Origin of the sequence: Staphylococcus auricularis (genome assembly GCF_001500315.1) — a bacterium.
In the GTDB taxonomy this organism is placed as follows: domain Bacteria; phylum Bacillota; class Bacilli; order Staphylococcales; family Staphylococcaceae; genus Staphylococcus; species Staphylococcus auricularis.
The window spans coordinates 248088-264778 of sequence record NZ_LLER01000002.1; the positions used below are offsets into that span (position 1 = coordinate 248088).

Here is a 16691-nt window from a genome sequence, read left to right on the forward strand (position 1 = left end):
TTGTATCAAAAAGAAAATGATTTAATATTTTGGAAATTGTTTATAAGAAGGTGAAAGCTAATGAGAGAGATACATAAATTATTAGTTGCAAATAGAGGGGAAATTGCGATTCGGATTTTCAGAGCAGCCACAGAACTCAATATTAAAACGGTCGCAATTTATTCAAACGAAGACAAGAGCGCGTTACATAGATATAAAGCAGACGAATCATACTTAGTTAGCGAGGATTTAGGTCCAGCAGAGTCTTACCTTGATATTGAAAGCATCATTGCTGTTGCGAAACGTGCGGGTGCAGATGCGATTCATCCAGGTTATGGCTTTCTAAGTGAAAATAAAACCTTTGCACGCCGCTGTGAAGAAGAAGGTATCAAATTCGTCGGCCCACGTATTGAACATTTAGAAATGTTTGGCGATAAACTCAAAGCAAGAACTACGGCCATTGAAGCAGATTTACCGGTCATTCCAGGGACAGATGGACCGATTGCTGATTATCAAGCTGCTAAAGCATTCGCAGATGAAGCTGGCTATCCGTTGATGATTAAAGCAACTAGTGGTGGTGGCGGTAAAGGTATGCGTATCGTCAGATCAGAAGATGAGCTTGAAGAAGCGTTTAACCGTGCAAAATCAGAAGCAGAAAAATCATTTGGCGATAGTGAAGTTTACATCGAACGATATATCGACAATCCAAAACACATCGAAGTTCAAGTCATGGGGGACGAAAAAGGTAATTTAGTACACTTATTTGAACGTGATTGTTCTGTTCAACGTCGTCACCAAAAAGTCGTAGAGGTTGCACCTTCAGTTGCACTCGAAGATGATTTGAGAACACGTATTTGTGATGCAGCGGTGCACTTAATGAAACATATTAAATATGTCAATGCAGGTACCGTTGAATTCTTAGTATCTGGTGATGAATTCTTCTTTATCGAAGTCAATCCACGTGTTCAAGTTGAACATACGATTACAGAAATGATTACGGGTATTGATATCGTTAAGACGCAATTACTTGTTGCTCAAGGTATCGGTTTATTTGACTCTGAAATCAACTTTCCGCAACAACAAGATATTCAAACGTTAGGTTATGCAATCCAATGTCGTATTACGACAGAAGATCCATTAAATGACTTTATGCCAGATACAGGTCGTATCAGTGCTTACCGTTCTAGCGGGGGCTTTGGTGTTCGTTTAGATGCAGGTGACGGTTTCCAAGGTGCAGAAATTTCACCTTATTATGACTCATTACTTGTTAAATTGTCTACACATGCATTAACCTTTAAACAAGCAGAAGAAAAAATGGACCGTTCACTCCAAGAAATGCGTATTCGTGGCGTGAAAACCAATATTCCATTCTTAATTAACGTGATGCGTCATCCGCAATTCAAATCAGGGGATTATACAACCAAATTCATCGAAAACACACCAGAGTTATTCGATCTTAAATTGAGTCAAGACCGCGGTACGAAAATGTTAGAGTACATTGGTAACGTAACGATCAATGGCTTCCCAAACGTAGAACAACGTATGAAACCACATTTTGAACAAACAACGATTCCAAAAGTACCGAACGACAAAGTGCAACAATTTAAAGGTACAAAACAAATATTAGACGAAAAAGGACCTAAAGCAGTAGCAGAATGGGTCAAAGCACAACAAGATGTATTGGTGACGGATACGACATTTAGAGATGCGCACCAATCCCTACTTGCGACACGTGTGCGTACAGCAGATATGATGAATATCGCTTCTAAAACTGCTGAAGTGATGAAAGATAGCTTTTCATTAGAAATGTGGGGCGGCGCGACATTCGATGTTGCTTTCAACTTCTTAAAAGAAAATCCATGGGAACGTTTAGAACGACTTAGACGAGCAGTACCTAACGTGTTATTCCAAATGTTATTACGTGCATCCAATGCAGTAGGTTACAAAAACTACCCTGATAATGTCGTACAAAAATTCGTTAAAGAAAGTGCTCAAGCTGGTGTCGACGTCTTCAGAATCTTCGACTCACTAAACTGGGTCGAACAAATGAAAGTCGCAAATGAAGCGGTTCAAGAAGCTGGCAAAATCTCTGAAGGTGCAATCTGTTACACAGGTGATATTTTAGATCCTAAACGTTCTGACGTGTACACATTAGATTACTACGTAAACATGGCGAAAACACTCGAAAGAGAAGGCTTCCACCTCTTAGCGATTAAAGATATGGCTGGTCTATTAAAACCTAAAGCAGCTTATGAATTAATCGGTGAATTGAAAGCAGCTGTGGATATTCCAATTCATCTTCATACCCATGATACAAGTGGCAACGGACTACTCACATATAAAGAAGCAATCAACGCTGGTGTAGATATTATTGATACAGCTGTAGCTTCCATGAGTGGTTTAACAAGTCAACCAAGCGCAAACTCACTTTATTATGCATTAGACGGCTTTGACCGTAAAATGAGAGCTGATATCGATGGTCTTGAAACACTCTCACATTATTGGAGTACGGTTCGTCAATATTACAGAGATTTCGAAAGCGATATCTATTCACCAAACACAGAAATTTATCAACATGAAATGCCAGGGGGCCAATATTCAAACTTAAGACAACAAGCGAAAAGTCTTGGATTAGGTGAACGTTTTGACGAGGTTAAAACGATGTATCGCCGCGTGAACTTCTTATTCGGTGACTTAGTCAAAGTAACACCGTCATCTAAAGTGGTTGGTGATATGGCACTCTACATGGTTCAAAATGATTTAGATGAAAATGATGTCATTGAACAAGGTTACAAACTTGATTTCCCTGAATCTGTGGTATCTTTCTTCAAAGGTGAGATTGGTCAACCGGTCAATGGTTTCAATAAACGATTACAACAAGTCATCTTGAAAAATCAAACGCCACTTGAAGAACGTCCAGGTGAGTATTTAGATGATGTTGACTTTGATCAAGTCCGCAATCAATTAGAAGAAACACAAACCGATGTTTCAGAACAAGATGTGATCAGTTCAGTACTTTATCCAAAAGTGTATGAGCAATACTTACAAACGTATCAACAATTTGGTAATGTATCACTTCTCGATACACCAACCTTCTTCTTCGGTATGCGTCCAGATGAAACTGTTGAAATTGAAATTGATACTGGTAAACGACTCATTATTAAACTTCAAGTCATATCAGAGCCAGATGAAAACGGCATGCGAAAAGTTTATTTTGAAATGAATGGTCAATCACGTATTGTGAACATTAAAGATGAAAAAGCGTCTACTAATGCACAAGTGAGACCGAAAGCAGATAAACAAAACAATAATCATATTGGCGCTCAAATGCCAGGTACAGTCACAGATGTTAAAGTTTCAGTCGGTGACGAAGTGAAAATGAACGATCCACTCCTCATTACCGAAGCAATGAAAATGGAATCTACAGTACAAGCACCGTTCGATGCTGTCGTGAAAGCGATACATGTCAGCAGCGAAGACAGTATTGAAACCGGAGATTTACTCGTAGAAATTGAACCTGCAAATGCGGAATAACGTGCAGTTATAAGCGTTCAATAAAATTTACTTTAAGTAGCTAAAAATTCATATTAAAAGAAGTGAGACAACCTTTTTCGGGGCGATTGTCTCACTTTTTTATTGTGTTTCCTCATGTTAAATAAATCCATTTAACTAAATCCTCACCCGAGTTTTACACTCAATTAATGTTCAATTGTTACCGTTAAAGTGCGACATATTAATTGACTGGAGGGTTTTCTTTGAAAAATAAGCAACGTATCTTTACTGGTTTAGCTAGTTTGACGTTATTACTCACTTTAACTCAAGGGACAAATACTGCTCAGGCAAGTGGCGGCGGAGTTGCACCAGAACAAGTTGAACAAACACAACCTCAAGCGACAGAACAAGCTCAAAAAAATGGTATCCAACTGACTGATCAAAAACCCGACGTTGCGCCTGTACAAACTGAAAATGCACCTAACCGTGTCACAACGAACTTTAAAGGTGATCCTAAAACAGAAATGGCATTCAATTGGTTCACAACAGACAAATTTGATGACGCAAAAGTATGGGTGTCAGGAACAGGAGATTTTAGTGACGCACAAGTTTTTGATGCTAAAACTAAAAAAGTAGACTCTAAGTACTTAGAACGCGATGAAAATGGCAATATTATCTTTGAAGATGTGAAAAAAGATGACGATGGTGAAATCATCAAAGACAAAAAAGGCAACGAAACAATCAATGGTTATTACACAGATGCTCAAGCATCCGGTCCTGAATGGACAGCAGGGGACGTTCACGGTAAAGCCAATTTAACTAAACAAACAGAATATACATATAAAGCACAAGCAACAGGTTTAAAACCAAATACAAACTATCATTATTATGTGGGTAGTGAAAGTGGACCTAAAAGTGTAGTAGGACAATTCAAAACAGCAGGTAATAAAGACGATGGATTCAAATTCATTCAATATGCCGATACACAAAACGCATACTGGAATGAAAACGTACGTGATGAAGCATTATTTGGGGCAGATACGTTAAATCAAGCAATCAACACTGCTGGCAATGCAGACTTTGTCGTACATTCTGGTGATGTGGTAGAAAATGCGGAAGTTGAAGACGAATGGAAAGACTTATATGATCGTTCTCAACCTTCATTTATGAATATGGCTATGGCACCTGTATCAGGTAACCATGATGAATACGCATTAGATGAAGACGATGATAAATTATTAGGTAGTTTCAATGATCACTTCAATGTTCCGAAAGCAAACAATGCAGTGAACGGTGGTTCTTACTATTCATTCGATTACAATGGCGCACACATGGTTGTAGCCAATACGAACGACAATAAAAAAGATAAAAAAGACAATCCTAAAGAAAAAGCAATCGGTAAAGAACAAATGGAATGGATTAAAAAAGATATCAAACAAGCACGTGAAAATGGTGCAAACTGGGTTATCTTCAATCTCCACAAACCAATGTACGCTCATTCATTCTACTTCATGGGTGATGAAGACGTACAAAAAGTGCACAAAGAACTTGCTAAACAACTCGATGATTTAGATGTAGACTTAGTACTTCAAGGTCATGACCACGTGCTTTCACGCTCAAAAGTATTACAATACAGCAATACGAAAAACAGTTTCGCTGATGCCAAAGTTGAAGATGCGAAACAAGAAACTGGCGAAGATGGCGTGACATATTACGACAATCCAAAAGGTTCTGTTTACGTCCTTCCTAATATGGGTGGTACAAAAGCGAACGCGGATCTTGGAGATAGTACATTAAAAGAACTTAAACACTTCAGACCAGAATTCAAAGATCTTACTCAAAAACAACTAGATTACTTCCATAATTTATTCGCAGTAGGAGACCAACCACAAAAAACAGATGCCTTCGATATTCAACATATGAAAAATCGTGACCATGTGAATAACCGTGACTCATCTGATCAAAACTACGCTGTATATGAAGTTGAAGATGATCAATTGAAAGTTAAAATCTATCAATTACACGGTGACATTGCACAAGGTGAACCACGTAGCCAAGAACTTATCGACGAATTCGGTATTAAAAAAGACAAATAATAGAGTGGAACCTAGAGGTTACTACGTCACATTGTGGTAAAATTTCAACGCGACACATAGTAAATTGAACGCAAATAAGCTCGTTACAAAGATGTATCATATATCGTTGTAACGGGCTTTTTTATGGGTCTCTAACCGCTTAACTGAATCGCCATCTTACTTTTTAAAAACATAGAGAGAAACAACGGAATGATTTTCAAAAGTAATCATGACACAAAAAACGTGGTACAAAAATCAATTTGTACCACGTTCAACATCTATTCTGTTTATCCACCACTTCGGATCGTTCGAATCATTAACACCACGAAGTAGGCGATGAGACCAAAGAGAATCGTAATGATTAATGCGTGTAGCAATGCGACCATGAGATTTACATTAGTGATAACGGATAATGCACCTGTAATCACTTGTGCAATGATAAGTATAAAGGCTGCTGTATAACCATATCTCACGGTACGATTATGTTGATAATGTTTCACCGCATGAATAAATGTAAGCATGATCCATATGAAAGTTAATAAGGCCATGCCTCTGTGGGTGAAGTTAACCCAATCGACTACAGAATGTGGGATTGGATCTTGGAATGGAATTGGCCATTCACCATAAGCTAAACTTGCTTTTTTATGTCTGACGAGTGCTCCGGTATAAATTGTTAAATAAACGATGATCATCATGATCCATGTATAACGACGTAACGGTTTACGAATCATAAGTTCATCTGCTTCATATTTATGGTCAACTTCAAATATGATAAGTGTAAGTACGAATACAGTAGAAAAGCTAACCAATGAAATACCGAAGTGTAATGCGAGCACGTAGGCATTTTGTTGCCATATAACTGCTGCAGCACCAATTAATGCTTGGAGTAAGAGGAAACCAACGCTAATAATTGAGAGTGGTTTAACTTCTTTAATATACCCAATATTTTTCCAGGCTGTGATCACTAACCATAGGACAACGATAAGTGAAAGACCAGATACTGCTCGGTGACTGAGTTCGATGATGGTTTGAATCGGTAAATTTTCTGGTAAGAAAGCACCGTGACAAAGAGGCCAGTCAGAACCACAACCATCTTCAGATCCAGTCTTTGTAACGAGCGCGCCACCCAGTTGTACCCATGCCATAATTATTGTAGCTAATACTGATAACCATTTAAGGTTGCGCTTCTTAAACAATAATACCCCCCCTGTCAATGCAAGACAAACCCTGTACATGTCGACCGGAACAAGCATGGGTTTATCCGTTTATATCAATTGACTATTATAACTTTTATCCGTTACATCTTCATATTAAATGCTTCTCCTTATTATAACAATAATGTGTCTGCAATTTGTGTCACAATATTGACGATTTTATAATGTCGCTAAAGTGTCACAAATAAATTGTGTTATATGTAGTCTTTTGAGGAAATTTGTTTTATCATTGTACTATATGAATAAATTAGGAGGGAAATTATGAGCCAAGAACAAACTTTGTCACATGCTTCAAGTCGAGTTACGTTTAAAGAGATCCAACAAATTATTAAAATGGGGCTCGTCCAAGGTAACTTAATCCCGGCTTTTGCTGGAGCGTGGCTTGCAGTCGTGTTAACAAATCATTCCTTCCTCTCGTCAATACCACAAATATTAATCATGTTGGTAGGCGCAACGTTAATCATGGGGGGCGCTTGCGCATTAAATAATTACTATGACCAAGATATTGACAGTATCATGCCAAGTAAACAAAAAAGACCAACAGTCAATGATAGAATCTCAGATCGTAATTTATTGATTCTTAGTTTTGGAATGATGCTCATAGGGGAAGCATTACTATTCGTATTAAACGTGCCATCAGGCGTCATTGGTTTAATCGGTATCGTTGGATATGTCTCATTCTACTCAATCTGGTCTAAAAGACATACCGTGTGGAATACAGTTGTCGGTAGTTTTCCTGGTGCTGTACCACCACTCATTGGTTGGGCTGCGATTGAAGGTAGTTTAAGCCTGACAGCGATTGTATTATTCTTAGTTGTCTTCTGCTGGCAACCGATTCATTTCTACGCACTCGCGATTAAACGTAAAGATGAATATTCATTAGCTAATATTCCAATGTTACCATCCGTGAAAGGATTTAACCGCACAAGAGTAAGCATGTTCATTTGGTTAGTATGTTTACTACCATTACCATTCTTTCTCAATGAATTAGGTACAACATTTGTAGTACTTGCAACACTATTAAACTTAGGTTGGATCTACGTAGGATTAACAAGCTTTAAAAAACAAACAAATAAAACAAAATGGGCAACAGCTATGTTTATTTATTCATTGAATTATTTAGTCGTATTCTTTGCTTTAGTAGTGATCGTTTCGCTCATTAAAATGTTTTAAATTATTTAAGTGAGGATTTTACAAATGAATATACCTTTTTTACCCACATTGAGTACAAGTTTTATCGTTATTAGTGCGATACTTGTAGCAATTGGTTGGCGTCAGATATGGAAACGTAATATCAAGAGCCATGAAAAAGTCATGTTATGGGCAGCAGTGTTTGCACTGTTATTCTTTATCATTTACGCTAGTCGGACAATCTTTATTGGGAACACAGCGTTTGGTGGTCCCGATTCAGTCAAACCTTACTATACGACTTTCTTAATCTTTCATATTAATTTAGCGACTATAGGCGGTATTGGCGGTCTGGTTCAAATCATCACAGCGTTTAAAGATAAATTTAATATTCATAGAAAAACAGGACCGATTGTCTCAGTCATATGGTTCTTCACCGCAATTACAGGTGTGGCAGTCTATGTGCTACTTTATATTTTATATCCTGGCGGTGAAACGACATCATTAATCAAAGCGACACTCGGATTATAGCTTTGGAATGAAATCGCATGTTTGAGCGTCATAAATCTCATTCATCCTTAAAATAAATATTTCAATAACAGAGTACACCTAAAGAGTTAGATGGTGAAGCTAACTTTTTGAGGTGTACTTTTTTATCGTTATCGGTTACAGCTCACTATGATTGTTACTTTTAAGAGCTAAGTTCGTCTTTTTGGTCTATGCGCATACTTGTCACATTTCACCGTAGCTATAACTACAAAACCTGAGTGGCTATTGTGAAGCTCCCTGTTCGATAAACAATATGTAACGAATCACTGTGTGCCTCATCCATTGGGAAGGTGGTCTATTGATTAATAATAGTGACAACGGGTAAAGATTCGATAAGCACAGTAAAATCGTTCACAACAGGAAGTTTTATTTAAAATAGTGAAAATCACGCAAACTGCTCAAAAATGAAAGCACAGTGATGAGTTAAATGGATATGAATTATTAAAAAACAGATAGCCATTTCGAATTTTTGAAACACAGATTTCGGAAAAATATGGGGGTAAGATGGCGAATATTTGAGGAACAAGGTGGTTCAACGCTGTTTTAGCTAGATAGCTTGCGTGCTTGAACCCGATACCTGTAGAATGATTAATACGAGTAATAGCACATAGGTGGGTGAATGATGAAAAAGCTGATAATTAAAGTTATTGGTGTCTTATTATTGATATTGTTTATTGTATATTTATTTAACTCACCACGTTTAAAATTCGATGTGTTAGAAAACCCAAATAAAGATACAAAGAAAACGACCAATGAATCTCAGTTTGAAGGACATCAATCTGATAGTGATAACCAGTTACCTCAGCGGGGTATAGCGACTTGGATTGGCGATGATATCGGCCAATTAACGGAACGGTTTGGACAAGCCAAACGATCTTACCCATATAAAGATGGCTATAAGAACTATATTTTCAAAAGAGAAGACCAGTATTATATTGTGACTACTAAAAGTAAAAAAATAAAATCTGTGTATGCGACAGGGGAAAAAGCCTCTGTAAGTCCGTTCAAGATTTCAGAAAGCGCGGCGCATATTTTTGAAAATTTAAGTATTAACCCAGAGCCAACCATCCGTGTGGACGATGACAAATATGATATCGAACTATCAGATATAGATATGAAAACACAAATGCTTGTTAAATTTGGTGATATTTACGCACAAATTTACATAGATCAACAGACCAATCAAATTGTAGCGATACGGTACTTAGATAGTGAGGCGTTGGTAGAATTTAAACCTTATCAAATGGTGAATGCTTCCAATGATAAAGAAGTTAAAAGTGATTTTGATGACTTACCGTACGAACAAAATCCTAACCAGTTAATGACGCTGTATGAAGTGACGAATCAAATGCGTCATTTACGTGGTGTGCCACCGCTAAAAGTAAATAATGACGTCGCTAATATAGCAGGTTATAATTTATATGAAGCTACAGGTACAGATAGCGTTGAATTTACTGAAGGGGCCTTGACGCAACAATTAGAACAAAACCAAGTACCGTTTCAATCGGCGAGTCAAAACGTAGGATATGATTTCAATGAAGTTCCTACGCTTATCATAAATTGGTTGAATTCTGATATACACAGATCACGGATGCTCAATACGAAATATGATGAAATGGGTGGCGTTGTGAACGATGGTTATTATACCGTCATTTTCCTAGAAGAAGAGTAAAGGAGGAGCTCATAAATGATTACACAACAAACCATTGATGTGTTAGATGAAATCGATGTGTTAGGTGATATGATTTTACAATCTGATTTGTATCAATCCTTTAAAGCTGCTGAAGCACGCTTAAATCAAGATGAAGAAGCGCATTTGATGTATGAAGCATTTTTAAAATCTAAAGCACAATATGAAGACATTATGCGATTTGGGAAATACCATCCAGATTATCGTCAAATCATGTTAGAAACACGTAAGCGTAAACGTGCTTATGAAATGTTGCCCGTAGTTATGGATTACAAACAAAAAGAAGTGGCATTGCAAGAGCTTGTCGATGAAGTCATTAGCAAGATCGCTTATTCAGTCTCTGACCATGTCAAAATCGAAGCGGGCAACCCATTCTTCCAACAAGATAAAGAAGGATGTGCATCAGGTGGCTCTTGCCACTGTTCGTTATAATAAACCTTTGCTCTGAGATTCACATTAAAATATGAGTTGTTTCAATGAATAGGAAGATATAAAAATTCCCTATGTAGTATGTTTTAGTACTACATAGGGAATTTTTGCATTTATCAATGGTGATTTTTAAAACGTGCGCCTAATTCAGGATAGTCGGTTACAAGTGTGTGTACGCCAAGATCAGCTAGATCTTTCATCTCATCAAAACTATTGATGCCATAAAAACCTGGCACGATGTTACTTTCAAGTAGCCATTGAATGAATTTAGGCCATGTTAATTTGATGCCTTTAAATGAAGTTGGCATTTGGAAGGTGTTTTCAGTTGTTTCAAAACTTTTTCCAAGACCGAGCATAAACTTAATAAACCCTTCTGCCACTTCTTGTTCGCTCGCACCTAAAGCGACATCACCGTTACTATATCGGTTAAATGCAGCGATATTTTCTTTGTGGAAGCTTGTGACTAGCACTCGGTTTTGAGCGTAGTGATCTTTAATTGTTTCGTACATGACTTTCGGCGCTATTTTTCCTGCTTCAGTGTCAGGGTGATCTTTGATATCGACGTTGATCAGCTGGTTAGGATAGAATATGAGTAACTGTTCAAAGCTTAAAATTTTTGCGTCTTCGTGATCGCGATAAGGAGTATTACCATTGATGTCTTTAAAATAATAACCGGCATCTAAGCGTTTGAGCTCATCAAGTGTATGCTCATAAACAAATCCAGAGCCATTAGTAGTGCGATCAACCATGTCATCATGAAATACGACAAGTTGATGATCTTTGGTGAGTCGAACATCGGTTTCAAAACCATCAAGTCCTAGTTCAGCAGCGTGATCAAAGGCGAGTTTCGTTTGTTCAGGTCTTTCAGCCATACCGCCACGATGCGCAAAGATGTACGGTGCAGGTTCAGCAAAAAAGGCGGGTACGGATTTCGGTACGGGTTCTTTTTTGAACTTATTAAATAAGAACAAACTGCCAGCAATCGACAGTGCACCTAAAGAAAGCGTTGTGAGTGATTGCTTGAAGTTCTTCATATAAAATCCTCCAGTCTATAGCATAGTTTAATTTTATCCTAGCAAAAGTTTGATACGAGACAAAGTAATTGTTATTTATAAAAGGTGTTATACATGATATTATAATTATCAATTGGAGTGAAAAATATGGATATAGTACAGAGAACAAGTTTAATCATTTATTTAAAGCATATTAAACATGAACGCCAACTTCGTAAATATGGACACATTGTACATATAAATAGAAACCATAAGTATGTCATTATGTATGTTAACGCTAAAGACGCTGATTCGGTCATTACGCGTTTATCAAAATTAAAATACGTCAAACATATTAGTAGCTCACCTTATAAATACTTAACTAAAACATATGAAAAAGAACGCCACGAGACATCTTAAATGTTGATGATGTGAAGGTGTTGTCCATATTATTGAAGTGGTGGAATCCAATTTTGTAAACGTAGCACACTCACGAGATAATTATAATACAGTTCAATATCGTAATAGTCTTCAGGTGGATGGACGTCAATTTCTTTAACTTCAATATCATAGCGTTCAGCTTGTTCATTAATCATGTCGAATTTTTTATTACGATTAGGATAAGGGTACTTAACTGCGTTCAACATGAGATACATTGCTTGAAAGTGTTGACCACTTGTCGGATTCATGACTAACGCAACTGAAGATTTTTGTTGTTCAGATCTCGGCGTATGGAAATAAACTACAAATGCCACACGTGGATGGTCATACTCCATTAAAGTCGTAAATTCGAATAAGTCGGTAAGTCCATTACCTAGTAAAATAAATGATTGTTTCATAAATTGGCCTCCTATATAAGTGCATTATAAAGAAAATATTTTAAGTTGGGAAGGATGAGAAGATGCGTGTCATTGCAGGTATACATAAAAGTAAACCGCTCAATAGTTTAGAAGGACGCAACACACGTCCGACAATGGATAAGGTTAAAGAAGGAATTTTCAACAGTCTCTTCGATATTTCTGGGCAGGGCCTTGATTTATTTGCGGGCAGCGGCGCTTTAGGTATCGAAGCATTATCTAGAGGAATGGAGCGCATGATTTTTGTCGATCAAAATTTTAAAGCTGTGCAGGTCATTAAAAGTAATTTGAAAAAATTAGAGATTGAAGACCAAGCTGAAGTGTATAAAAATAATGCCGCACGTGCGTTAAAAGCATTATCTAAACGCGATATTCAATTTGATCTGATTTTTTTAGACCCACCTTATGAAAAAGGCCTTATTGACGAAGCTCTCGCTGATATCGCAGAGTTTAATTTATTGAAGGATAGTGGTATCATCGTTTGTGAATTTAATCATAAAGAACAAATCCAAGTGGCACCGTTTCAAACAATTCGACGCTATCATTACGGATTGACGGATACCTTGTTATTGGAAAAAGGAGATAATCATGACAACTAAAGCAGTTATACCTGGTAGTTTTGATCCTATTACTTATGGGCACCTTGATATCATCGAGCGTAGTGCAAGACAATTCGATGAACTACACATCTGTGTGTTGCGAAACAGTAGTAAAAAGGGCACATTTTCAGTAGAGGAACGCATTGAACTCATCAAACAATCTACAGAAAAGTTCTCTAACGTGATCGTGCATCATTATGATGGATTGTTGGTTGATTTCTGTACTAAAATTGGCGCTAAAACCATTATCAGAGGATTGAGAGCGGTCAGTGACTTTGAATATGAATTGCGCTTGACTTCCATGAATCGCAAATTAAACAATGAAATCGAAACGTTCTATATGATGACAAGTACTGATTATTCATTTATAAGCTCAAGTGTGGTCAAAGAAGTAGCATCATATAGCGCAGACATCTCAGATTTTGTACCTCCGAATGTCGCTGACGAACTGTACAAAAAATTCAGTGTTTCTCATGATTAACTACAGTTGATGGTTTAGCGTGCATCAGTGCGAATGACAGGCATGTTAAAATCATCTTGCTGCTCGCCGCTCATCAAATTATAGATGCGCGTGGCATGAATATTATGTGTGAACCATGATGCATTTTGTTGATTGACATTCGTGATCCAATGTCTGTCAGGAAATTTCGATTTTAGTTCTTTTAAATATTGCTGGCCTTGTGGTGTCATACCGAGTATTCGTGCAGCATGTATCGTCTCTGGTCGATCTTGTTGTTTAAATTGTAATAATGTATTCATCAACACACGTTGGAGATGCGTGTATGTATAACGTTTAGATTTTAATAGTTGTATCAGATGATCAAACGATTGCGCTTCTAAAATGACTTTTTTTAAACGATGTTCTAGACCTTCACTCATGGTATAGATTTGATTTAATGTCTCAACACTTTGTGATAAAATGGCATATTTTAATAACGGGAAAGTATCTGCTTTATCGATATGAGGTTCTGTGTAAAGGTGTTGAATCGAAGCAGGTACTGCATGTTGCCACTCTGAATCGTTGTGTGTCATCGCATGTCTGATTGCCGATCCACTCGCAATTGGAGATTGAGACAATGTTTGATCGTGATGATGACTACTTTGTCTATGGATTGCATGTGACGTTATTTGATAACCGTGTTGTTGAATCGCACGAACATACGATAAGCCTAATGTATCGTTAGGAGAGGCAAGTAAGGGTTCATTAGGAAAAAGTTCACTCAAAATGCGAGGATAACTTTTTCCTTCTTTTATTTTTTGTTGAAAAATAGGGCTTGCTTTTAGATCATTGAGTTTCTGGCTCATCGAAAGGAATGCATCTGTATCGCCACTTTCACTGCCAAAAGCAAGCGCATCACTATCTAAATAGTGTGCCAGTTGAACAGCCATATCGCCAAAGTATTCTCCAGCAGAAAGGGAGGCATATGCAGGTAATTCAACAACAAGATCGCATTGATCTAAAGCCATCTCTGTGCGCGTAAATTTGTTGTAGATGGCTGGTTCGCCGCGCATGACGAAGGAACCGCTCATGATAGCGATAGTGACTTCAGCTTGGGTGATTTGTTTGGCTTGTTGTGCGTGGAATACATGGCCATTGTGGAATGGATTGTATTCTGTAATTAATGCAACGCTTTTCATTTGCAATTCCTCCATTCAGAATTCATCATGGGTATTGTAACATGACTTACAATTTGAAACATTCGTCAGTCATATAGATGTAAAAAATAACTAAATTATGTAAAAAATGGATGACTGTTAAGAAAAAATCTTGACAATGTATAATGATAAAGTTAAAATAAATTTTGTGCTTGTTAGAGGTGAAGCCATATGAAATGGTCAATAACGCAATTAAGAAAATTTCAAGATAAACCATTTGAATTTCGTGAAACTGTAAACTTCAATTATTTAATTGAAGCGTTGGATTTAATCGATCTATCAGAAATTGCTGTGAACGGTGAACTCACTGTTAAATCAAGTGAAGTCATTGCGGACATGCATTTAACTGGTACGTATACGATGCCATGTGCACGTACATTAGAGCCAGTTGAAGTACCGCTCGATGTCACAACACAAGAGATTTTTGATTTAGATCATTACGAACAATCTGAAGATGAAGATGAACATTATCATGATGCATCAGATGGTATGATTAACTTGAAAGACGTTGCAGAGGAAATTGTCATTATTGAAAAACCAATGCGTGCCTATTCAGAGCACAGTGACGAAATGCTCACTGAAGGCAACGGCTGGGAAGTTATTGACGAGGATCAAGCAGTTGAGCTTGAAAAAGCGCAAGAGGAAGAACAACAACGTCAAGTTGATCCGCGGCTTCAAAAATTACAACAATTATATGATAAAGAACAATAGCAGATTGAAATAATTTATAGTATAATAAATTATTGAGTCTAAAAAACTATTATTTGTGTTTAAATATAAGGAGGATTAATCATGGCAGTACCAAAAAGAAGAACGTCTAAAACTAGAAAAAACAAACGTCGTACACACATTAAACTTTCAGTACCTGGTATGACTGAATGCCCAAACTGTGGTGAATATAAATTATCTCACCGTATCTGCAAAAACTGCGGCTCTTATAATGGTGAAGAAGTCGTAAAATAAGTTGAACTTTGACATGATGTGTCATTGACGGTCGTTCAAAAATTATTCCGCATATAATAATTTTTGGACGATTTTTTTATCTAAAATTAAAGGGAATAATCATGAGAGGAGTTCATATGGAAACCATAACGTCTCCCCAAAATAACAAGATTAAACAAGCTAACAAATTAAAGAAAAAACGTGACCGAGATCAATTGAGTCTCGCTTTAGTCGAAGGTTATCATTTAATAGAAGAAGCTGTTCACAGTCATATTAGGATTAAACAGTTATTTGTAGTCGACCCATCACGATTAGATGATTCCATTTTCCAAGCAGCGGAAACGGTGTTTCAAATCAATGTGAAGGTGGCTGAAGCTCTATCAGGAACTGTGACACCTCAAGGTTTCTTTGCAGTGATCGAACAGCCACAGTATGAGGCAACGACAGCACACCAAGTGTTGCTCATCGATCGCATACAAGATCCAGGTAATCTAGGTACTTTGATACGTACAGCAGATGCTGCAGGATTAGATATGATCGTATTAGGAAAAGGTACGGTTGATGCGTATCAAGATAAAGTGATACGTGCAAGTCAAGGTAGCATCTTCCATATTCCTATTGTAACTGGAGACCTTGCTGACTTTATCGAACAGTTTGAGGGGCCTGTTTTTGGTACAGCATTAGATGACGCAGTGCCATATCGTCAGGTGGATGCGACTGAAACATTTGCGTTGTTACTGGGAAATGAAGGGCAGGGCGTAGATCCTTCACTACTTGCTCAAACATTACAGAATTTAACTATCCCAATTTATGGAAAAGCAGAAAGTTTAAATGTTGCCATCGCTGGAAGCATTTTAATGTATCACTTGAAAGGTTGACCCCGTTCAGTGAAATCAGATATAATAACTATAAATCACGTAAAATGAAATACGAACTGATAAAAAGAAGTGAATGTCCTACGCATGATAGTCTCAGGGAGAATAACCATGGACTGCAAGTTATTCCTGTCATTGGATATTCTTTCGTCTTTTTAGTTACTTAAAGAAATTTAAGTCGGAGTGACACTCCGTTATCAATAAATACAAGTGT

The 16691-nt window shown here is 37.3% G+C and carries 16 protein-coding genes; 12 read left to right on the forward strand and 4 right to left on the reverse strand.

Annotation, left to right across the window (positions count from 1 at the left end; translation table 11 throughout):
* Positions 1–60 precede the first annotated feature (60 nt).
* Both APS80_RS01835 and APS80_RS01840 read left to right on the forward strand, forming a co-directional pair.
* A complete protein-coding gene (locus APS80_RS01835) occupies positions 61–3513 on the forward strand; it encodes a pyruvate carboxylase (RefSeq protein ID WP_059106578.1) in 3453 nt (1150 codons plus the stop codon).
* Between the two features lie 221 nt (positions 3514–3734).
* A complete protein-coding gene (locus tag APS80_RS01840; protein WP_059106579.1) occupies positions 3735–5567 on the forward strand; it encodes a purple acid phosphatase family protein in 1833 nt (610 codons plus the stop codon).
* A 266-nt stretch (positions 5568–5833) separates the two neighbouring features.
* Here the strand turns inward: APS80_RS01840 and APS80_RS01845 are convergent, their stop codons facing one another.
* Entirely contained in the window at positions 5834–6742 is a 909-nt protein-coding gene (locus APS80_RS01845; protein WP_059106580.1) for a COX15/CtaA family protein, read from the reverse strand.
* Positions 6743–7021: 279 nt separating this feature from the next.
* Between APS80_RS01845 and cyoE the strand changes: the two genes are divergently transcribed.
* The 4 genes from cyoE to APS80_RS01865 all read left to right on the forward strand — a co-directional run bounded on the left by cyoE (position 7022) and on the right by APS80_RS01865 (position 10559).
* Positions 7022–7933 carry a heme o synthase gene (gene cyoE / locus APS80_RS01850; RefSeq protein WP_059106581.1) on the forward strand — a complete coding sequence of 304 codons (912 nt, stop codon included), beginning with the start codon at positions 7022–7024 and terminating at the stop codon, positions 7931–7933.
* Positions 7934–7957: 24 nt separating this feature from the next.
* Positions 7958–8419 carry a DUF420 domain-containing protein gene (locus APS80_RS01855; protein ID WP_059106582.1) on the forward strand — a complete coding sequence of 154 codons (462 nt, stop codon included), beginning with the start codon at positions 7958–7960 and terminating at the stop codon, positions 8417–8419.
* Between the two features lie 640 nt (positions 8420–9059).
* Positions 9060–10109 carry a CAP-associated domain-containing protein gene (locus tag APS80_RS01860; RefSeq protein ID WP_059106583.1) on the forward strand — a complete coding sequence of 350 codons (1050 nt, stop codon included), beginning with the start codon at positions 9060–9062 and terminating at the stop codon, positions 10107–10109.
* 15 nt (positions 10110–10124) lie between these two features.
* Complete coding sequence (locus tag APS80_RS01865; protein WP_059106584.1) at positions 10125–10559, forward strand: YlbF/YmcA family competence regulator; 435 nt, start codon at positions 10125–10127, stop codon at positions 10557–10559.
* Between the two features lie 113 nt (positions 10560–10672).
* Here APS80_RS01865 and APS80_RS01870 read toward each other — a convergent pair whose 3' ends face one another.
* A complete protein-coding gene (locus APS80_RS01870; RefSeq protein WP_059106585.1) occupies positions 10673–11590 on the reverse strand; it encodes a lysophosphatidylglycerol phospholipase D in 918 nt (305 codons plus the stop codon).
* A 126-nt stretch (positions 11591–11716) separates the two neighbouring features.
* On the opposite strand from APS80_RS01870, the gene APS80_RS01875 reads away from it, so the two are divergent.
* Positions 11717–11968: a DUF2129 domain-containing protein gene (locus APS80_RS01875; protein WP_059106586.1), complete on the forward strand. Its 252-nt coding sequence runs from the start codon at positions 11717–11719 to the stop codon at positions 11966–11968.
* A 29-nt stretch (positions 11969–11997) separates the two neighbouring features.
* Here the strand turns inward: APS80_RS01875 and APS80_RS01880 are convergent, their stop codons facing one another.
* Positions 11998–12387 carry a DUF7147 family protein gene (locus APS80_RS01880; protein ID WP_059106587.1) on the reverse strand — a complete coding sequence of 130 codons (390 nt, stop codon included), beginning with the start codon at positions 12385–12387 and terminating at the stop codon, positions 11998–12000.
* 62 nt (positions 12388–12449) lie between these two features.
* Between APS80_RS01880 and rsmD the strand changes: the two genes are divergently transcribed.
* Positions 12450–13004, forward strand: coding sequence for a 16S rRNA (guanine(966)-N(2))-methyltransferase RsmD (gene rsmD / locus APS80_RS01885; protein ID WP_059106588.1), 555 nt, complete (start codon positions 12450–12452; stop codon positions 13002–13004).
* On the forward strand, positions 12991–13485 hold the full coding sequence (gene coaD, locus APS80_RS01890; protein ID WP_103170833.1) for a pantetheine-phosphate adenylyltransferase: 495 nt from the start codon (positions 12991–12993) through the stop codon (positions 13483–13485). The genes rsmD and coaD overlap by 14 nt, the downstream gene beginning before the upstream one ends.
* A 14-nt stretch (positions 13486–13499) precedes the next feature.
* On the opposite strand, the gene APS80_RS01895 is transcribed toward coaD, so the two are convergent.
* On the reverse strand, positions 13500–14642 hold the full coding sequence (locus APS80_RS01895; protein ID WP_059106590.1) for a nucleotidyltransferase: 1143 nt from the start codon (positions 14640–14642) through the stop codon (positions 13500–13502).
* Positions 14643–14831: 189 nt separating this feature from the next.
* On the opposite strand from APS80_RS01895, the gene APS80_RS01900 reads away from it, so the two are divergent.
* The 3 genes from APS80_RS01900 (at position 14832) to APS80_RS01910 (ending at position 16480) form a co-directional block, all read left to right on the forward strand.
* On the forward strand, positions 14832–15371 hold the full coding sequence (locus APS80_RS01900; protein ID WP_059106591.1) for a YceD family protein: 540 nt from the start codon (positions 14832–14834) through the stop codon (positions 15369–15371).
* Positions 15372–15452: 81 nt separating this feature from the next.
* Complete coding sequence (gene rpmF, locus APS80_RS01905; RefSeq protein WP_059106592.1) at positions 15453–15623, forward strand: 50S ribosomal protein L32; 171 nt, start codon at positions 15453–15455, stop codon at positions 15621–15623.
* A gap of 116 nt (positions 15624–15739) precedes the next feature.
* On the forward strand, positions 15740–16480 hold the full coding sequence (locus tag APS80_RS01910) for a TrmH family RNA methyltransferase (RefSeq protein WP_059106593.1): 741 nt from the start codon (positions 15740–15742) through the stop codon (positions 16478–16480).
* Positions 16481–16691: the final 211 nt, after the last annotated feature.